At 61.8% G+C, this 14,158-nt stretch carries 12 protein-coding genes; 5 read left to right on the top strand and 7 right to left on the bottom strand.

Translation table 11 applies throughout. The features are described from left to right. Window positions 1-18: 18 nt before the first annotated feature. The 3 genes from fusA to rpsL all read right to left on the bottom strand — a co-directional run bounded on the left by fusA (window position 19) and on the right by rpsL (window position 3,237). The gene (fusA, locus tag CD932_RS12640) at window positions 19-2,124 is read right to left on the bottom strand and encodes an elongation factor G (protein ID WP_094442950.1); all 2,106 of its coding nucleotides are present in this window, start codon (window positions 2,122-2,124) and stop codon (window positions 19-21) included. A gap of 108 nt (window positions 2,125-2,232) precedes the next feature. After that, complete coding sequence (rpsG, locus tag CD932_RS12635; protein WP_065310159.1) at window positions 2,233-2,703, bottom strand: 30S ribosomal protein S7; 471 nt, start codon at window positions 2,701-2,703, stop codon at window positions 2,233-2,235. Window positions 2,704-2,853: 150 nt separating this feature from the next. Beyond that, the gene (rpsL, locus tag CD932_RS12630) at window positions 2,854-3,237 is read right to left on the bottom strand and encodes a 30S ribosomal protein S12 (RefSeq protein WP_010394376.1); all 384 of its coding nucleotides are present in this window, start codon (window positions 3,235-3,237) and stop codon (window positions 2,854-2,856) included. Window positions 3,238-3,629: 392 nt separating this feature from the next. Between rpsL and CD932_RS12625 the strand changes: the two genes are divergently transcribed. Next, window positions 3,630-5,486: a phosphoethanolamine transferase gene (locus CD932_RS12625; RefSeq protein WP_094442949.1), complete on the top strand. Its 1,857-nt coding sequence runs from the start codon at window positions 3,630-3,632 to the stop codon at window positions 5,484-5,486. Between the two features lie 3 nt (window positions 5,487-5,489). Here CD932_RS12625 and CD932_RS12620 read toward each other — a convergent pair whose 3' ends face one another. The 4 genes from CD932_RS12620 to CD932_RS12605 form a co-directional block, all read right to left on the bottom strand. Then, complete coding sequence (locus tag CD932_RS12620) at window positions 5,490-5,774, bottom strand: hypothetical protein (protein WP_094442948.1); 285 nt, start codon at window positions 5,772-5,774, stop codon at window positions 5,490-5,492. After that, window positions 5,764-6,057: a BrnT family toxin gene (locus CD932_RS12615; protein ID WP_094442947.1), complete on the bottom strand. Its 294-nt coding sequence runs from the start codon at window positions 6,055-6,057 to the stop codon at window positions 5,764-5,766. Before CD932_RS12615 ends, CD932_RS12620 begins: the two co-directional genes overlap by 11 nt. 25 nt (window positions 6,058-6,082) lie before the next feature. Beyond that, window positions 6,083-7,690, bottom strand: coding sequence for a DNA mismatch repair protein MutS (locus tag CD932_RS12610; protein WP_094442946.1), 1,608 nt, complete (start codon window positions 7,688-7,690; stop codon window positions 6,083-6,085). A gap of 80 nt (window positions 7,691-7,770) precedes the next feature. Next, window positions 7,771-9,321 (bottom strand): methyl-accepting chemotaxis protein, encoded by a 1,551-nt coding sequence (locus CD932_RS12605; protein ID WP_094442945.1) that lies wholly within the window; start codon window positions 9,319-9,321, stop codon window positions 7,771-7,773. A 242-nt stretch (window positions 9,322-9,563) separates the two neighbouring features. Here CD932_RS12605 and CD932_RS12600 point away from each other — a divergent pair, with 242 nt between their 5' ends. The 4 genes from CD932_RS12600 to CD932_RS12585 are packed head-to-tail and all read left to right on the top strand — an operon-like array spanning window position 9,564 to window position 14,158. Next, window positions 9,564-10,829: an efflux RND transporter periplasmic adaptor subunit gene (locus tag CD932_RS12600; RefSeq protein ID WP_094442944.1), complete on the top strand. Its 1,266-nt coding sequence runs from the start codon at window positions 9,564-9,566 to the stop codon at window positions 10,827-10,829. A gap of 32 nt (window positions 10,830-10,861) precedes the next feature. After that, window positions 10,862-11,578: an ABC transporter ATP-binding protein gene (locus CD932_RS12595; RefSeq protein WP_094442943.1), complete on the top strand. Its 717-nt coding sequence runs from the start codon at window positions 10,862-10,864 to the stop codon at window positions 11,576-11,578. A 9-nt stretch (window positions 11,579-11,587) separates the two neighbouring features. Beyond that, complete coding sequence (locus CD932_RS12590) at window positions 11,588-12,898, top strand: ABC transporter permease (RefSeq protein ID WP_094442942.1); 1,311 nt, start codon at window positions 11,588-11,590, stop codon at window positions 12,896-12,898. Window positions 12,899-12,922: 24 nt separating this feature from the next. Next, a complete protein-coding gene (locus CD932_RS12585; RefSeq protein WP_094442941.1) occupies window positions 12,923-14,158 on the top strand; it encodes an ABC transporter permease in 1,236 nt (411 codons plus the stop codon).

Raw genomic sequence — 14,158 nt, 5'->3', positions numbered from 1 at the left:
GCCGGCCCGGCACAACAATTACTTAGCTTTCGAGCTTACGATTGCTTCAGTCACGTGTTTCGGAGCTTCCGAATAGTGCTTGAATTCCATCGAGTAAGTCGCACGGCCTTGCGTTGCGGAGCGCAGCGAGGTCGAGTAGCCGAACATTTCCGACAGCGGTACTTCGGCCTTGATGATCTTGCCGCCACCGCCAGCAATCTCGTCCATACCTTGCACCATGCCGCGACGCGACGACAGATCGCCCATCACGGTACCGGCGTAATCTTCCGGCGTTTCCACTTCCACCGACATCATCGGCTCCAGGATAACTGGCGATGCTTTGCGGCAGCCATCTTTGAATGCCATCGAAGCGGCCATGCGGAATGCATTTTCGTTCGAGTCGACATCATGGTAGGAACCGAAGAACAGCGTGACCTTGACGTCAACGACCGGGTAGCCAGCCATCACGCCCGAAGTCAGCGTGTCGCGCACACCTTTTTCAACTGCAGGGATGTATTCGCGAGGAACGGTACCGCCCTTGATCGCGTCAACGAATTCGAAACCCTTGCCTGGTTCTTGCGGTTCGATCTTCAGAACCACGTGACCGTATTGACCACGACCACCCGATTGCTTGACGAATTTGCCTTCCGACTCTTCGCAAGTTTTGCGGATCGTTTCGCGGTAAGCCACTTGTGGCTTGCCGACGGTCGCTTCGACGTTGAATTCACGTTTCATGCGGTCAACGATAATTTCCAGGTGCAACTCGCCCATACCACCGATGATGGTCTGGCCCGATTCTTCATCGGTCTTCACGCGGAACGAAGGATCTTCCTGCGCCAGGCGGTTCAGCGCCAGGCCCATTTTTTCCTGGTCAGCCTTGGTCTTCGGCTCGACGGCCTGCGAGATCACTGGCTCAGGGAAAACCATTTTTTCCAGGGTGATGATGGCCGATGGATCGCACAGGGTTTCGCCCGTGGTTGCATCTTTCAGGCCAACGGCGGCGGCGATATCGCCAGCGTGCACTTCCTTGATTTCTTCGCGCTGGTTCGCATGCATCTGCAAAATACGGCCAAGACGTTCTTTCTTGTTCTTGATCGGATTGTAGACGGTGTCGCCCGACTTGATCGTGCCCGAATAGACGCGGAAGAAAATCAGCTGGCCGACGAACGGGTCGGTCATGATCTTGAATGCCAGCGCAGCGAATTTCTCGTTGTCGTCGGCTTTACGGAAGATCGGCTGGTCGTCTTCATCCATGCCCTGCACTGGCTTGATGTCCAGTGGCGATGGCAGGTATTCGATCACGCCGTCCAGCATGGCTTGCACGCCCTTGTTTTTAAAGGCGGTGCCGCACATCATTGGCACGATTTCCGAGGCCAGCGTACGCATGCGCAGAGCAGCCTTGATTTCAGCTTCCGACAGGTCGCCTTCTTCCAGGTACTTGTTCATCAGCTCTTCGGACGCTTCGGCAGCGGCTTCGACCATCTTCTCGCGCCACTCGGCGGCTTGATCAGCCAGCTCTGCAGGGATATCACGGTAGTCGAACTTCATGCCTTGCGACGCGTCGTCCCAATACACTGCCTTCATCTTGACCAGATCGACCACGCCCAGGAAGTTCTCTTCGGCGCCGATAGGAATCTGCAGCGGAATCGGGTTCGCTTTCAGGCGAGCACGCATCTGCTCGTAGACCTTGAAGAAGTTGGCGCCGGTACGGTCCATCTTGTTCACGAAGGCCAGACGTGGCACTTTGTACTTGTTAGCCTGACGCCATACCGTTTCCGATTGTGGCTGCACGCCGCCGACCGCACAGTAAACCATGCAGGCGCCATCCAACACGCGCATCGAGCGTTCAACTTCAATGGTGAAGTCAACGTGGCCCGGGGTGTCGATGATGTTGATGTGGTGCTCAGGGAAATTGTTAGCCATCCCTTTCCAGAAACAGGTGGTCGCTGCGGACGTAATCGTGATGCCGCGCTCTTGCTCTTGCTCCATCCAGTCCATGGTGGCGGCGCCATCATGCACTTCGCCAATCTTGTGATTGACGCCGGTGTAGAACAGCACGCGTTCGGTGGTGGTCGTCTTACCTGCATCGATGTGAGCGGAGATACCGATATTGCGGTAGCGCTCAATGGGGGTCTTGCGGGCCATAATTAATCCTAAATGAATGGACAAAACCGAGCAGCATTTTTTTGCAAAAATGAGCCCGGCCTCGAACAACAGATACTTGACAGCCACCCTGCGGCAGCTGGCTTTTTATTAGAAGCGGAAATGCGAGAACGCTTTGTTCGCTTCAGCCATGCGATGGACTTCGTCGCGTTTTTTCATCGCGCCGCCGCGGCTTTCAGCCGCTTCCATCAGCTCACCGCCGAGGCGTTGTGGCATCGATTTTTCGCTGCGTTTGTTAGCAGCTTCGCGCAACCAACGCATGGACAGCGCCATACGACGCACTGGGCGAACTTCGACCGGCACCTGGTAGTTTGCACCACCGACGCGACGGGATTTCACCTCAACGAGCGGCTTGGCGTTGTTGATTGCGGTAACAAAAACTTCGAGTGGATCTTTACCCGATTTTGCTGCGATGTGCTCGAAAGCACCGTAGATGATGTTTTCTGCAACCGATTTCTTACCGGACAGCATCAGAACGTTCACAAATTTGGCGACATCAGTGTTGCCGAATTTTGGATCTGGCAAAATTTCGCGCTTGGGTACTTCACGACGACGTGGCATATCAATTCCTTTCAATCTTCAGTTGAGCGCGCGTTCTTCGCACACTCGCGGACGACCATCATAGTCACCCACTTACTCGACCAGATGCGGTCGACTACATTCACTTAGCTAGTTGCCACTGAGCGAAACTTGGGTTTGCTGCTACAACTATTACTTCTTGCCTGCTTTAGCGCGCTTGGTACCGTATTTCGAACGCGATTGCTTACGGTCTTTGACGCCTTGGGTATCCAGAGCACCGCGAACCATGTGGTAACGAACACCTGGCAAATCTTTTACACGACCGCCGCGCAGCAGAACAACGCTGTGCTCTTGCAGGTTGTGGCCTTCACCGCCGATGTACGAAATGACTTCGAAACCGTTGGTCAGACGCACTTTGGCGACTTTACGCAGAGCCGAGTTAGGCTTTTTTGGCGTCGTGGTGTAAACACGTGTGCAAACGCCACGTTTTTGCGGGCTGTTTTCCAGCGCCGGCGATTTGCTCTTCACGGTCAAGGCGACGCGTGGATTGCGAATCAATTGATTGATGGTTGGCATCGTTATAAATCCAACAAAAAACTACGATTAATAACCCGGACATTGCTGCCCGGCGACTAAAACCTCGTCCCGCCTTATCGTTCCACACCGCAGGCACCCGCAGCCACTCGACGAGGAGCGGCCAGCAAATGCCAGGTAACACGTAAACGATGTGCAGAATAAAATCGAGAACTCGCTAGTTTAGACCTTGTGTTACAGGGGGTCAATCAGTTTACGGCTTTTTGCTATAAAAAAGAGCAAAGTAAACGCACGTTCGTGGCATTTACGCCAATTTTTCCTGCGCAGGCCCTGATCGCACCGTGCTGGCGGGCCCCGTGTTGAACGACCGCAAGACAGCAAAAGGAATGATAATAGCGGACATTTTTTCGCCGCCGCCTCGCCGCCCACCCTTTATGCGCTCCTTGTTTCGCCCAGCCGGTACCAGCCTGGCCACCGCCTTCTTGCTGCTGACCTACGCCCTGCTCACGGCCGTGCCCTTCCTGCCCGCGCTGCTGGGACGCGCGCCCGAGCATCCGTGGCAACTGCTCAGCTTTGAGCTGCTGGCCTGGCTGGCCGTATGGAGCATCTTCCAGCGCCCGGCCTGGTTTCACTGGCTGCTGGCGCCGGCCTTCCTGGCGCTGCCGACCGAGATTTACCTGTTCGTGTTCTACGGCCAGGGCATTTCCACACACCACCTGGGCATCATCTTCGAGACCAGCCCCAAGGAAGCGATGGAGTTCCTGGGCCAGAAAGTATGGCTGATGGGCGCCGTCATGCTGGCCGTGGTCGCATGGTGCCTGCTCAGCTGGTATGCGGCCACGCGCACGCACAGCCTGCACTGGCGCGGCAGGAGCCGGCCCATCGTTTTCGTGCTGCTGCTGCTGCTGGGCGCAAGCTGGCTGTATGGCCAGGAATTCGGCTTTGCCGCCAGCGCGCCGGCGGCCAGCGCAGCGTCCGCCAGCGCCGACGCCGGCAGCGTGCTTGAGGTGGCCGGCATCGAGGGCGCCGACGAGACCGGGCTGGACTGGCCCAGCCTGCCACACTGGATGCATCTGCCATACGGCTTTGCCACCGTCAGCGGCGCCTGGCCCTTCGGTCTGATGGCGCGCGGTGTCGATTTCTACAAGGAACGCCAGTACCTGGCCGAACTGGGCAAGAAAAACAGCAACTTCACCTTCGGCGCCCACCAGCAGGAGCCGGACACGCAGCCGGAAGTGGTGCTGATGGTGATCGGCGAATCGTCGCGCTACGACCGCTGGAGCCTGAACGGCTACGCACGCGAGACCAATCCCCTGCTCAAGCAGGAAACAAACCTGGTGCCGCTCGCCGATGTCATCACGGCCGTCTCGGCCACGCGTTTGTCGGTGCCCGTCATCGTGTCGCGTAAAAAGGCCACGGAAAGCCTGAAGGCCGGCTTTTCGGAAAAATCGTTCCTGTCCGCCTACAAGGAAGCGGGCTTCAAGACCTACTGGCTGTCGAACCAGATCTCGTTCGGCAAGTTCGACACGCCCGTCTCGGTGTTTGCCAAGGAAGCCGACGTGGTGCAGTTCTTGAACCTGGGCGGCTTTACCAACAACTCGAACTTCGACCAGATTTTATTGGACCCGTTGAAAAACGCGCTGGCCGACCCGGCGCCGAAAAAACTGATCGTGCTGCACACCCTGGGCAGCCACTGGAACTACAGCCAGCGCTACCCGAAGGAGTTCGACAAGTGGCAGCCCTCGCTGTTCGGCGTCGACAAGCCCGTCTATACCGACACGGCCATCAAGCCGCAACTGAACAACAGCTACGACAGCTCGATCCTGTACACCGACTGGTTCTTGTCCAGCGTGATCGGCATGCTGAAGGACGACGGCGAGCGCACGGCACTGCGCAGCTCGCTCCTGTATGTGTCCGACCACGGCCAGACCCTGTACGACGGCAGCTGCCGCCTGGCCTTCCACGGCCACAACACGCAGTTCGAATTCCACGTGCCGTCGTTTGTCTGGTATTCGCCGCAATTTGCGCAGCGCTACCCGGACAAGGTAAAACAGGTGCGCCGCCATCAAAAGTCGAAACTGTCGACCGAAAACATGTTCCACACCCTGCTCGACCTGGGCGACATCCGCTACGCCGGCGAACAACCCGAATGGAGCATTGCCAACGCCCGCTTCAGGCAGCACAAGCGCTACGTCGACAGCTATGGCTGGACCAACTACGACAACGCCACCATCCGCGGCGACTGCCATGAAGTGATCGACAGGAGCACGCCGCAGAAGCAGGAAAAATAAAGGCTAGGCAGCTGCCGATTCGCGCTCGGCGTCGCGCAGCAGCGCCTCGGGCACGCCGCGTTTTCTCAGGGCCTCGATCAGGCGCGCCGTCGAGCCCTGCGCAAACTGCGTCTCGTCGCGGCGCAGGCCTTCGCTCAGATAGGACTTGAGCAAGGTCTGGTAGCCGGCGAAACCGCGCAGCGGGGCGATCTCTTTCATGGCGTCGACCACGTCGACCGGGATGCGCAAGGTGATCGACGTCATGGGACGGTCTTTCGCCAGGCGGGTTTTCAAGCGTTCAGACAACATATTGCATTTCCTCCTTCTGCTCCGCCAGGCGGGCGGAAATAATACGGATGGCGACGTCCTCGATCTCGACATGCACCACGAACAGCAAGCGTGCGCTGGCATCGAAGCCGATGGCCGCGTCGCGCGCCTCATCCTTGCGCGACGCCTCGACCAGCACAAAGAACGGATCGCCAAATACCTGGGCCGCCTCTTCGAACCGGACGCCATGCTTGCGCTGGTTCAGCTGCGCTTTGGCAACATCCCAGACAAACGCATCGGCCCCGAGGGTAAAGTGGACGTCCATGCAGCAAGACTAGCACACGTATTGACTATGTCAATACATTTTGCTTGTCATTTTGCTTGTCATCCTCCAGCACGCCGCTGCAATCGGCCGGCTGCGCCATATGGCCGCTGAGCCAGTCGAACACCCTGCCCGCCTTGTCTTCGATCTGGCTGCCGAAGCCGCGCTCGGCCAGCAGCGCGATGCCGTTGGTGGCCTGCAGCACGCCGGGCGCCAGCAGCAAGGCGCCGGCAGCATCGCGCTGCACGCACCACGGCGCCAGGCAGTCTTCCAGCAGCGGCGCGAGCACCAGGTTGTGCGAGGACACGATCACCAGATGGCGCGCGGCCAGCGTATGCAGCACGGCGGCGGCGGCCGAGATCGATTCGAGGTGATTGGTGCCGCGAAAGATCTCGTCGATGATGAACAGGGCCGCGCCTTCTCCCTCGGCATCGCTGTCGGCCAGCGCCAGCAGTTCGCGCGCGCGGCGCAGTTCGGCCAGATATAAACTTTCGCCGCCGGCCAGCGAGTCTTCGCTCTGCATGCTCGAGTACAGCCGCAGCAGCGGCACATGGGCTGACTGCGCATGGCAAAAGCCGAAGGCGCGGGCGCAGACCAGGTTCAGGCCCACGGTACGCAGCAAGGTGCTCTTGCCGATGCCGTTCTGGCCTGAAATGAAACTGCCCCGGTCCTGCAGGCGAAACGACAAGGGCACCGCACCAGGCAACAGCGGGTGGACCATGCCCTGCAATGCCAGTTCGCGCGGTCCCGCCACGCCGGCCCGGCAGAAGACAGGTACCTCGCGCAAGTGCCGCGCCAGTGCCAGGTCCGCTTCCAGGGCAGCGACCTGGCTGAAACTGTCACGCAAAAAGTCGATCTGCGCCGCCACCAGCTGGCGCGTGCGGAAATAGCGCGTGATATTTTTCAGCAGCAGCCAGTCGCCGTATTCGGCTACCACCGTATCGACCATGGGCAGGTAGCGCAGCAGCGAGCGTTCGATGCCGCGCACTATTTTTTTGGCCTGCGTGCCGCTGCCCCGGAAGTGCGCGGTTGCCGGCACATCGAGGCGCGCCAGCGCCGCATGGGCCTTGAGCAGATGGCGCAAGCTGTCGAGCGTGCGCTCCCATTGTTTGCTCACTTCGTAATAGCGCGACTGTATCGCCATCAGCGCGACACAGACGGCCAGCACGCCAAACAGGGCCGGCCAGCCCACCAGCCAGGTAGAGGCAATCGCCAGCAACAAGGCCAGCGGCAGCAGCCACAGCCAGGAGCGCCACCACGGCGCTGGCGCCAGCACGGCGCCGTACAAGGTGCCAGCAATTTCGGTATCGGTCTGGCGCAAGCCACGGCAGGCGCGCTGCAGGCTGGTCGCCAACGGCGCATCGTCCATCAGCACCAGGGTGCGTTCGATGGCGTCGTCGCTGGCCTGGCTGCTGCACAGACGGCGATGCAGTTCCTGCTGGCCGAAGATGCTGCTGCCCTGCGCCAGGCGGTCGGTATATGGATCGAGCAGCAGATCGTTCCAGGTCTGCCGGTCGATCTGCTGCGCGCCACCGGCCAGCGTCTGCAACATGGCCACATCGCTGCGTGCAAACGGATAATCGAGTACCGGCGCGAGCACGCCGGCAGGAAACAATGGCTGTAGAAAGCTGAACATGGCGCCTGATCAAAGTTACAGGAAGGAACGCCGCCTACATGCTTCCAGTTATCAATTTTTCAAGACCTGTTCAGCACCTTTCAATTGAGTTTGAATAGGCTCACCGTCTGCGCCAGTTCGCCCGCCTGGTCCTGCAGCGACTGGGTGGCGGCGGCAGCCTCTTCCACCAGCGCCGCGTTCTGCTGTGTCACCTGGTCCATCTGGGCGATCGCCTGGTTGACCTGGTCGATGCCATCGCTCTGCTCGCGGCTGGCGGTGGCGATCTCGCCGACGATCTGCGTCACTTGGCGCACGTCGCCGACCAGGGTGTTCATGGTGACGCCAGCGCGCTCAACGAGGTCGGTGCCGAGCGCGATCTTGCCGACCGAATCGTCGATCAGCAGCTTGATCTCGCGCGCAGCCTGGCTCGAGCGCTGCGCCAGGCTGCGCACCTCGGTGGCGACGACGGCAAAGCCGCGTCCCTGCTCGCCGGCGCGCGCCGCCTCGACGGCCGCGTTCAGCGCCAGGATATTGGTCTGGAAGGCGATGCCATCGATCACGCCGATAATGTCGACGATTTTCTTCGACGAGTCATTGATCGCGTTCATGGTGCTGACCACGTCCAGCATCACTTCGCCGCCCTGCGCCGCCGTGCTCGAAGCGCCATCGACCAGGCCGCGCGCATGCTGGGCGTTTGCCGAATTCTGCTTCACGGTGCCGGTCAGCTCCTCGATTGACGCGGCCGTCTGTTCCAGCGAACTGGCCTGCGTTTCGGTGCGCGCCGACAGTTCCATATTGCCGGCCGCCAGTTCCTGCGAGCCGCGGTTGATCGCCTCGGCGCCGCCGCGCACCCGCGCCACCGTCGACAGCAGATCTTGCTGCATGCGCCGGATAGCGGTGAGCAGGCGCCCGATCTCGTTGTCGCCGCCGGTGTCGATGCGCGCCGTCAGGTCGCCGTGCGCCACCTGGTCGAGCAGTTCCACGGCGCGCGCCAGCGGTGCGATCACCACCTGGCGCAGCATGTAGTGCACACCGGCCACCAGGCCCAGCGCCAGCAGCAGGCCCAGGGCGACGAGCCACTTGACGATGGCGTATTCCAGTTCGCGCGTGGCCATCAGCGCGGTATTCTGCGTGTCGCTCAACTTCTGAAATTTTTCCAGCTGCGTCGAAAAGGCGGCGCCGGCCGGCGTCAGCTCACGCGCGTTGATCGCCGTGTAGGCGTCGGCGTCATTGCCGACCAGCGCCGCGCTGGCCCGCTCCAGCGCCTGCATCAGCGTGCGCGCCGCCGCAATCAGCGCGTCCTTGAGCGCCGCATCCTGGCCTTCATAGGCCGGCGCGCTGGCGTATTTGTCGATGAATTCCAGCGCGCGACGCTGCGATTTTGCGGCGCTGGCCAGCGCGCTGTCGCGATCGGCCGCGGCGGCGCCATCGCGCACGCTGGTATAAGCACGCGTCAGGGCAGCGCGCACGCGCGTGGTGTCCTTGTAGGCGTCATTGATGACGATCACCTGCGACGTCACCTGGTACATGGTGGACATCGAACGGGTTGACTGGTTCAGGGCGTAGATGCCCAGCGCGGCGCCGACCACCAGCATCGCGGCAAACAGCAGCAGCACACCCAGCAAACTGGCGCGCACGGTGATATTTTTCATGTCGTTTCCATTATATTATCATTTGAACATTCTAATTGAGCAATACTTCTTCGGCGACTATAACAAGAACACCTGCCTGCAAGCCAGCAAAAAGCGCGTCCGCAGCGCGCTGGGCGGACAGCGCGGACACGCCCGGACAGCGGACAGCAGCGCCACAAGCAAGCGAAATCAATCACTTGCGCATCAGATAAAGCTGGCACGATTTATGCAGCAGATCCCTTATCCTTCTTTCTGCCACCACCATGATCCGCGACACTTCCCAACAAGACGCCGTTATCGCCGCCCCCAGGGGCCAGTTCGCCAGGCGCCGCCTGCTGATCGCCGCCGGCACCCTGGCCTTGCTCGCCTGCGCGTATGCCGCCTTCCACAGCTGGCGCGCCAGCGAACACTCGGTCAACGCCAGCCGGCTGCGCATCGCGGAAGTGACGCGTGGCACGCTGGTGCGCGACGCCGCCGTCACCGGCCGCGTGGTCGCCTCGATCAGCCCCACCCTGTATTCGACCACGGTGGCCACCGTCACGCTGAAAGCGAAGGCCGGCGACACGGTGAAAAAAGGCGACATCCTGGCCGTGCTGGAATCGCCGGACCTGTCCGACGCGCTCAAGCGCGAACAATCGAGCGTGCAGCAGCTCGAAGCGGAAGTGGCGCGCCAGCAAATCCTGGCCAAGAAGCAGAGGCTGCTGGCACGGCGCGACGCCGACACGGCCGAAATCGAACGCCTGTCGGCGCAGCGCACGCTGGAGCGCTATGAAAGCGTGGCGCAGGTGGGCATCATCGCCAAGATCGATTACCAGAAGGCGAAGGACGCCTTGAATTCGGCCGATATCCGCAGCCGCCACGCCTCGCAGGCGGCCGGCCTGGAAAGCGAAGATGTCAGCCTGGCGCTGAAGACGAAAACCAATGAACTCGAGCGCCAGCGCCTCGTCCGCGACAACGCGCAGCGCCGCGTCGACGAGCTGACCGTGCGCGCCCCCGTGAACGGCTTTATCGGCACGCTGTCGGTGGCCAACCGCAGCGTGGTGCAGGCCAATACCGCCCTGATGACGCTGGTCGACCTGTCGCAGCTGGAAGTGGAGCTGGAAGTGCCGGAAACCTATGTGGCCGATATCGGCCTGGGCATGCGCGCCGAGATCGAGGTGGCCGCCGTCAAGGCCACCGGAAAATTGTCGGCGCTGTCGCCGGAAGTGGTGAAGAACCAGGTGCTGGCGCGCGTGCGTTTCGACGGCACGCAACCGGCCGGCATGCGGCAGAACCAGCGCGCCACGGCGCGCCTGCTGATCGATGAAAAACCGAATGTGCTGATGCTGGTGCGCGGCCCGTTCGTGGAAGCCGAAGGCGGCCGCTTTGCCTACGTGGTGCGCGACGGCGTGGCGATCCGCACGCCGATCAAGCTGGGCGTGACCAGCGTGACCGCCGTGGAAATCCAGGACGGCCTGAAACTGGGCGACAAGGTGGTGGTCGCCGGCACCGAAAACTTCGAGAACGCCGCGCGCGTCTCGCTCAACTGATTTTTTTACGTATTTTTTTCGAGAGGCCCGCCATGCTGCGCATGCAAAACCTGAGCAAAGTCTATCGCACCCACATGATCGAAACCCACGCCCTGCGCGGCTTCGACATCCATGTACAACAAGGCGAATTCGTCACCGTCACCGGGCCTTCCGGTTCCGGCAAGACCAGTTTCCTGAATATCGCCGGCCTGCTCGAAGAATTCACCGACGGCCAGTACATTCTCGACGGCGTCAATGTGAAAGGCATGAACGACAACGCCCGTTCCCGCCTGCGCAATGAAAAGCTGGGCTTCATCTTCCAGGGCTTCAATCTGATCCCCGACCTGTCGCTGTTCGACAATGTCGACGTGCCGCTGCGCTACCGCGGCTTCAACCGCGCCGAGCGCCGCGAACGCATCGAGGAGGCGCTGGCCAAGGTCGGCCTGGCCTCGCGCATGAAACATTATCCGGCCGAACTGTCGGGCGGACAGCAGCAGCGCGTGGCGATCGCGCGCGCACTGGCCGGCTCGCCCAAGCTGCTGCTGGCCGACGAACCGACCGGCAACCTCGACACGCAAATGGCGCGCGGCGTGATGGAGCTGCTCGAAGAAATCAACGCCCAGGGCACCACCATCCTGATGGTCACGCACGACCCGGAACTGGCGCTGCGCAGCCAGCGCAATGTGCACATCATCGACGGCCAGGTGTCGGACCTGGTGCAGCACGGCGCCTCGCTCGCCGGCGGCGCACGCCACCCCGCCACTGCCTGAGGAGCGGCCATGTTCGACTACTATTTCAAGCTGGGCCTGCGCAGCCTGCGCCGCAACCGCGCCCTGACCGCGCTGATGATACTGACGCTGGCCGTTGGCGTGGCCGCCAGCGTATCGACGGTTACCATCCTGCACGTGATGTCGGGCAATCCGCTGCCGCACAAGAGCGACCGCCTGTTCGTGCCGCTGCTCGATAATGGCTCGCTGTCTGGCTACACGCCCGGCAACAAGTCCGGCGATAACCAACTCAGCTACCGCGATGCCGTCAATCTGCAGAGCAGCAAGATCGGCGAGCGGCGCAGCGTGATGTATGGCGTCGGCGGGCCGGTCGAGCCGGCTCGCAAGGATATCGGCGCCTTCACCAGCCACGGCCTGGCCGCCTACCGCGATTTCTTCGCCATGTTCGACACGCCGTTCCGACATGGCCAGCCGTGGAGCGCGGCCGACGACGCGGCCGGCGCCGATGTGGTGGTGCTGTCGCGCAAGCTGGCCGAAAAACTGTATGGCAACGCCAATCCGGTCGGCCAGCGCATGACCTTGCTGGGTTTTCCCTACCAGATCGCGGGCGTGCTCGATACCTGGGAGCCGGTACCGCGCGTCCACCGCATCATCGGCAGCAGCGCCTTTGGCAGCGAAGACGAATTCTTCATTCCCTTCACCAGCGCGATCCGCCACCAGAGCACGCATGACGGCAGCATGAGCTGCGACGGCGACCGTGCGGCAGGCTACCAAGGCACGCTCGATTCCGAATGCACCTGGCTACAATTCTGGTTCGAAATGGCGCATGACGGCCAGCGCGGCGAACTGCAAAGCTACCTTGACAGCTATGCACAGGAGCAGCGCAAGCTGGGCCGCCTGAAGCGCAATGCCCCCAATTTGCTGTTCAACATCGACGAGTGGCTGGCGCACCTGAACGTGGTCGGCAACGACAATCGCCTGTCGGCCTGGCTGGCTTTCGGCTTCCTCACGCTGTGTCTGGTTAACACCATCGGCCTGCTGCTGGCGAAGTTTTCCGTGCGCGCCGCCGAAGTGGGCATCCGCCGTGCGCTGGGCGCGTCACGCACCGATATCTTCCGCCAGTTCCTGGTAGAAACCACCGTCATCGGCCTGGCTGGCGGCGTGCTGGGCCTGCTGCTGGCCTACGGTGCGCTGGCGCTGATCGGCATGCAGTCGCGCCAGCTGACGGTAGTGGCCCACATGGACTGGCAGATGCTGGCGCTGACCTTTGTTGTCTCGGTCGGCGCCGCCATCCTGGCGGGACTGCTGCCCACCTGGCGCGCCTGCCAGGTGACCCCGGCGATACAGCTCAAGTCGCAATAAATCTTTCTTACAACGAGACCGATCATGGAAATTCGTCCCATCCTGTCTGCGCTGATGCGCAGCAAAACCGGTGCCATCCTGGTGGCAATGCAGGTTGCGCTGAGCCTGGCCATCCTGGCCAATGCGCTGCACATCGTCAACGTACGCCAGCAAGTGGCGGCCCGGCCCAGCGGCGTAGTGGCCGAGCAAGAGGTGTTCAGCTTGCTGGCGCGCAATATGCGACCAGCCGGCCATAACGAACAACTGGCGCTGCAAAAACGCCAGACGGCCGTGCTGCGCGCCGTACCCGGCGTGGTGTCAGTGGCGCAGGTGAGCCAGATACCGATGTCGCGCAGCGGCAGCACCACCGGCCTGTCGGCCAACCGCAGCGAGCAAAAAAATACCACCCCGACCGCCGTCTACATCACGCCCGATTCGCTGATCAATACCTGGGGCTTGCAACTGGCAGAGGGACGCGACTTCACGCCCGCTGAAATCGCCGAAATCGACCAGAACGTGACGGAAGACTTTCCGCCGCAGGTCATCATCACGCGTGCGCTGGCCAACAAGCTTCATCCCGGTGGCGGCAGCATGCTGAACCAGCCCGTGTTCATGGGCAGCGGCGTCGGCGCGCAGCAACTGCAAGTGGTCGGCGTGGTCGAACGGCTGCAGACGCAAGGCGCCGAGACGGGCCAGCGCGGTGAATATTCCATGCTGACGCCGGTGCGCCTGACGGGTGACAGCGACACCCTGTTTACCGTGCGCGCCGAAAGGGGCCAGCGCGACCGCGTGATGAAAGACGCCGAACAGGCGATCCGCGCCGCCTCTCCTGGCGACGTCATCGTGCGCGTGCGCACCCTGATTGAAGAACGCGACAAGCGCTATCGGGCAGACCGCGCGCTGTCATGGATGCTGATCGCCGTGTCGACCCTGCTGCTGCTGGTCACCGCCAGCGGCATCGTCGGCATCGCCAGCCTGTGGGTGTCGCAGCGCACGAAACAGATCGGCGTGCGGCGCGCGCTCGGCGCACGCCGCATCGATATTTTGCGCTATTTCCTGACCGAAAATTTCATGATCACCAGCGTCGGCGTGGCCGCTGGCGTGCTGCTGGCGCTGGGCCTGAACCACCTATTGGTGAGCCAACTGGAAATGGCGCGCCTGCCGCCCGGCTACCTGCTGGCCGGCGCCATCGTGTTCTGGCTGCTGGGGGTGGGCGCCGTGTATGGGCCGGCCTGGCGCGCGGCCAGCATTTCGCCGGCCACCGCCACCCGCAGCACTTGA

Source organism: Janthinobacterium sp. PC23-8, assembly GCF_002250505.1.
GTDB lineage: Bacteria > Pseudomonadota > Gammaproteobacteria > Burkholderiales > Burkholderiaceae_D > Janthinobacterium.
The sequence above is the reverse complement of the archived record's forward strand: the minus strand, read 5'-3'. Positions and strand labels throughout refer to the sequence as shown.

Excerpts from the sequence above, each read along its gene's own strand:
- rpsG (WP_065310159.1), bottom strand. The coding sequence starts at position 2,703 with ATGCCACGTCGTCGTGAAGTACCCAAGCGCGAAATTTTGCCAGATCCA.
- CD932_RS12610 (WP_094442946.1), bottom strand. The coding sequence starts at position 7,690 with ATGTTCAGCTTTCTACAGCCATTGTTTCCTGCCGGCGTGCTCGCGCCG.
- rpsL (WP_010394376.1), bottom strand. The coding sequence starts at position 3,237 with ATGCCAACCATCAATCAATTGATTCGCAATCCACGCGTCGCCTTGACC.
- CD932_RS12600 (WP_094442944.1), top strand. The coding sequence starts at position 9,564 with ATGATCCGCGACACTTCCCAACAAGACGCCGTTATCGCCGCCCCCAGG.
- CD932_RS12595 (WP_094442943.1), top strand. The coding sequence starts at position 10,862 with ATGCTGCGCATGCAAAACCTGAGCAAAGTCTATCGCACCCACATGATC.
- fusA (WP_094442950.1), bottom strand. The coding sequence starts at position 2,124 with ATGGCCCGCAAGACCCCCATTGAGCGCTACCGCAATATCGGTATCTCC.
- CD932_RS12625 (WP_094442949.1), top strand. The coding sequence starts at position 3,630 with ATGCGCTCCTTGTTTCGCCCAGCCGGTACCAGCCTGGCCACCGCCTTC.
- CD932_RS12590 (WP_094442942.1), top strand. The coding sequence starts at position 11,588 with ATGTTCGACTACTATTTCAAGCTGGGCCTGCGCAGCCTGCGCCGCAAC.
- CD932_RS12605 (WP_094442945.1), bottom strand. The coding sequence starts at position 9,321 with ATGAAAAATATCACCGTGCGCGCCAGTTTGCTGGGTGTGCTGCTGCTG.
- CD932_RS12620 (WP_094442948.1), bottom strand. The coding sequence starts at position 5,774 with ATGTTGTCTGAACGCTTGAAAACCCGCCTGGCGAAAGACCGTCCCATG.
- CD932_RS12615 (WP_094442947.1), bottom strand. The coding sequence starts at position 6,057 with ATGGACGTCCACTTTACCCTCGGGGCCGATGCGTTTGTCTGGGATGTT.
- CD932_RS12585 (WP_094442941.1), top strand. The coding sequence starts at position 12,923 with ATGGAAATTCGTCCCATCCTGTCTGCGCTGATGCGCAGCAAAACCGGT.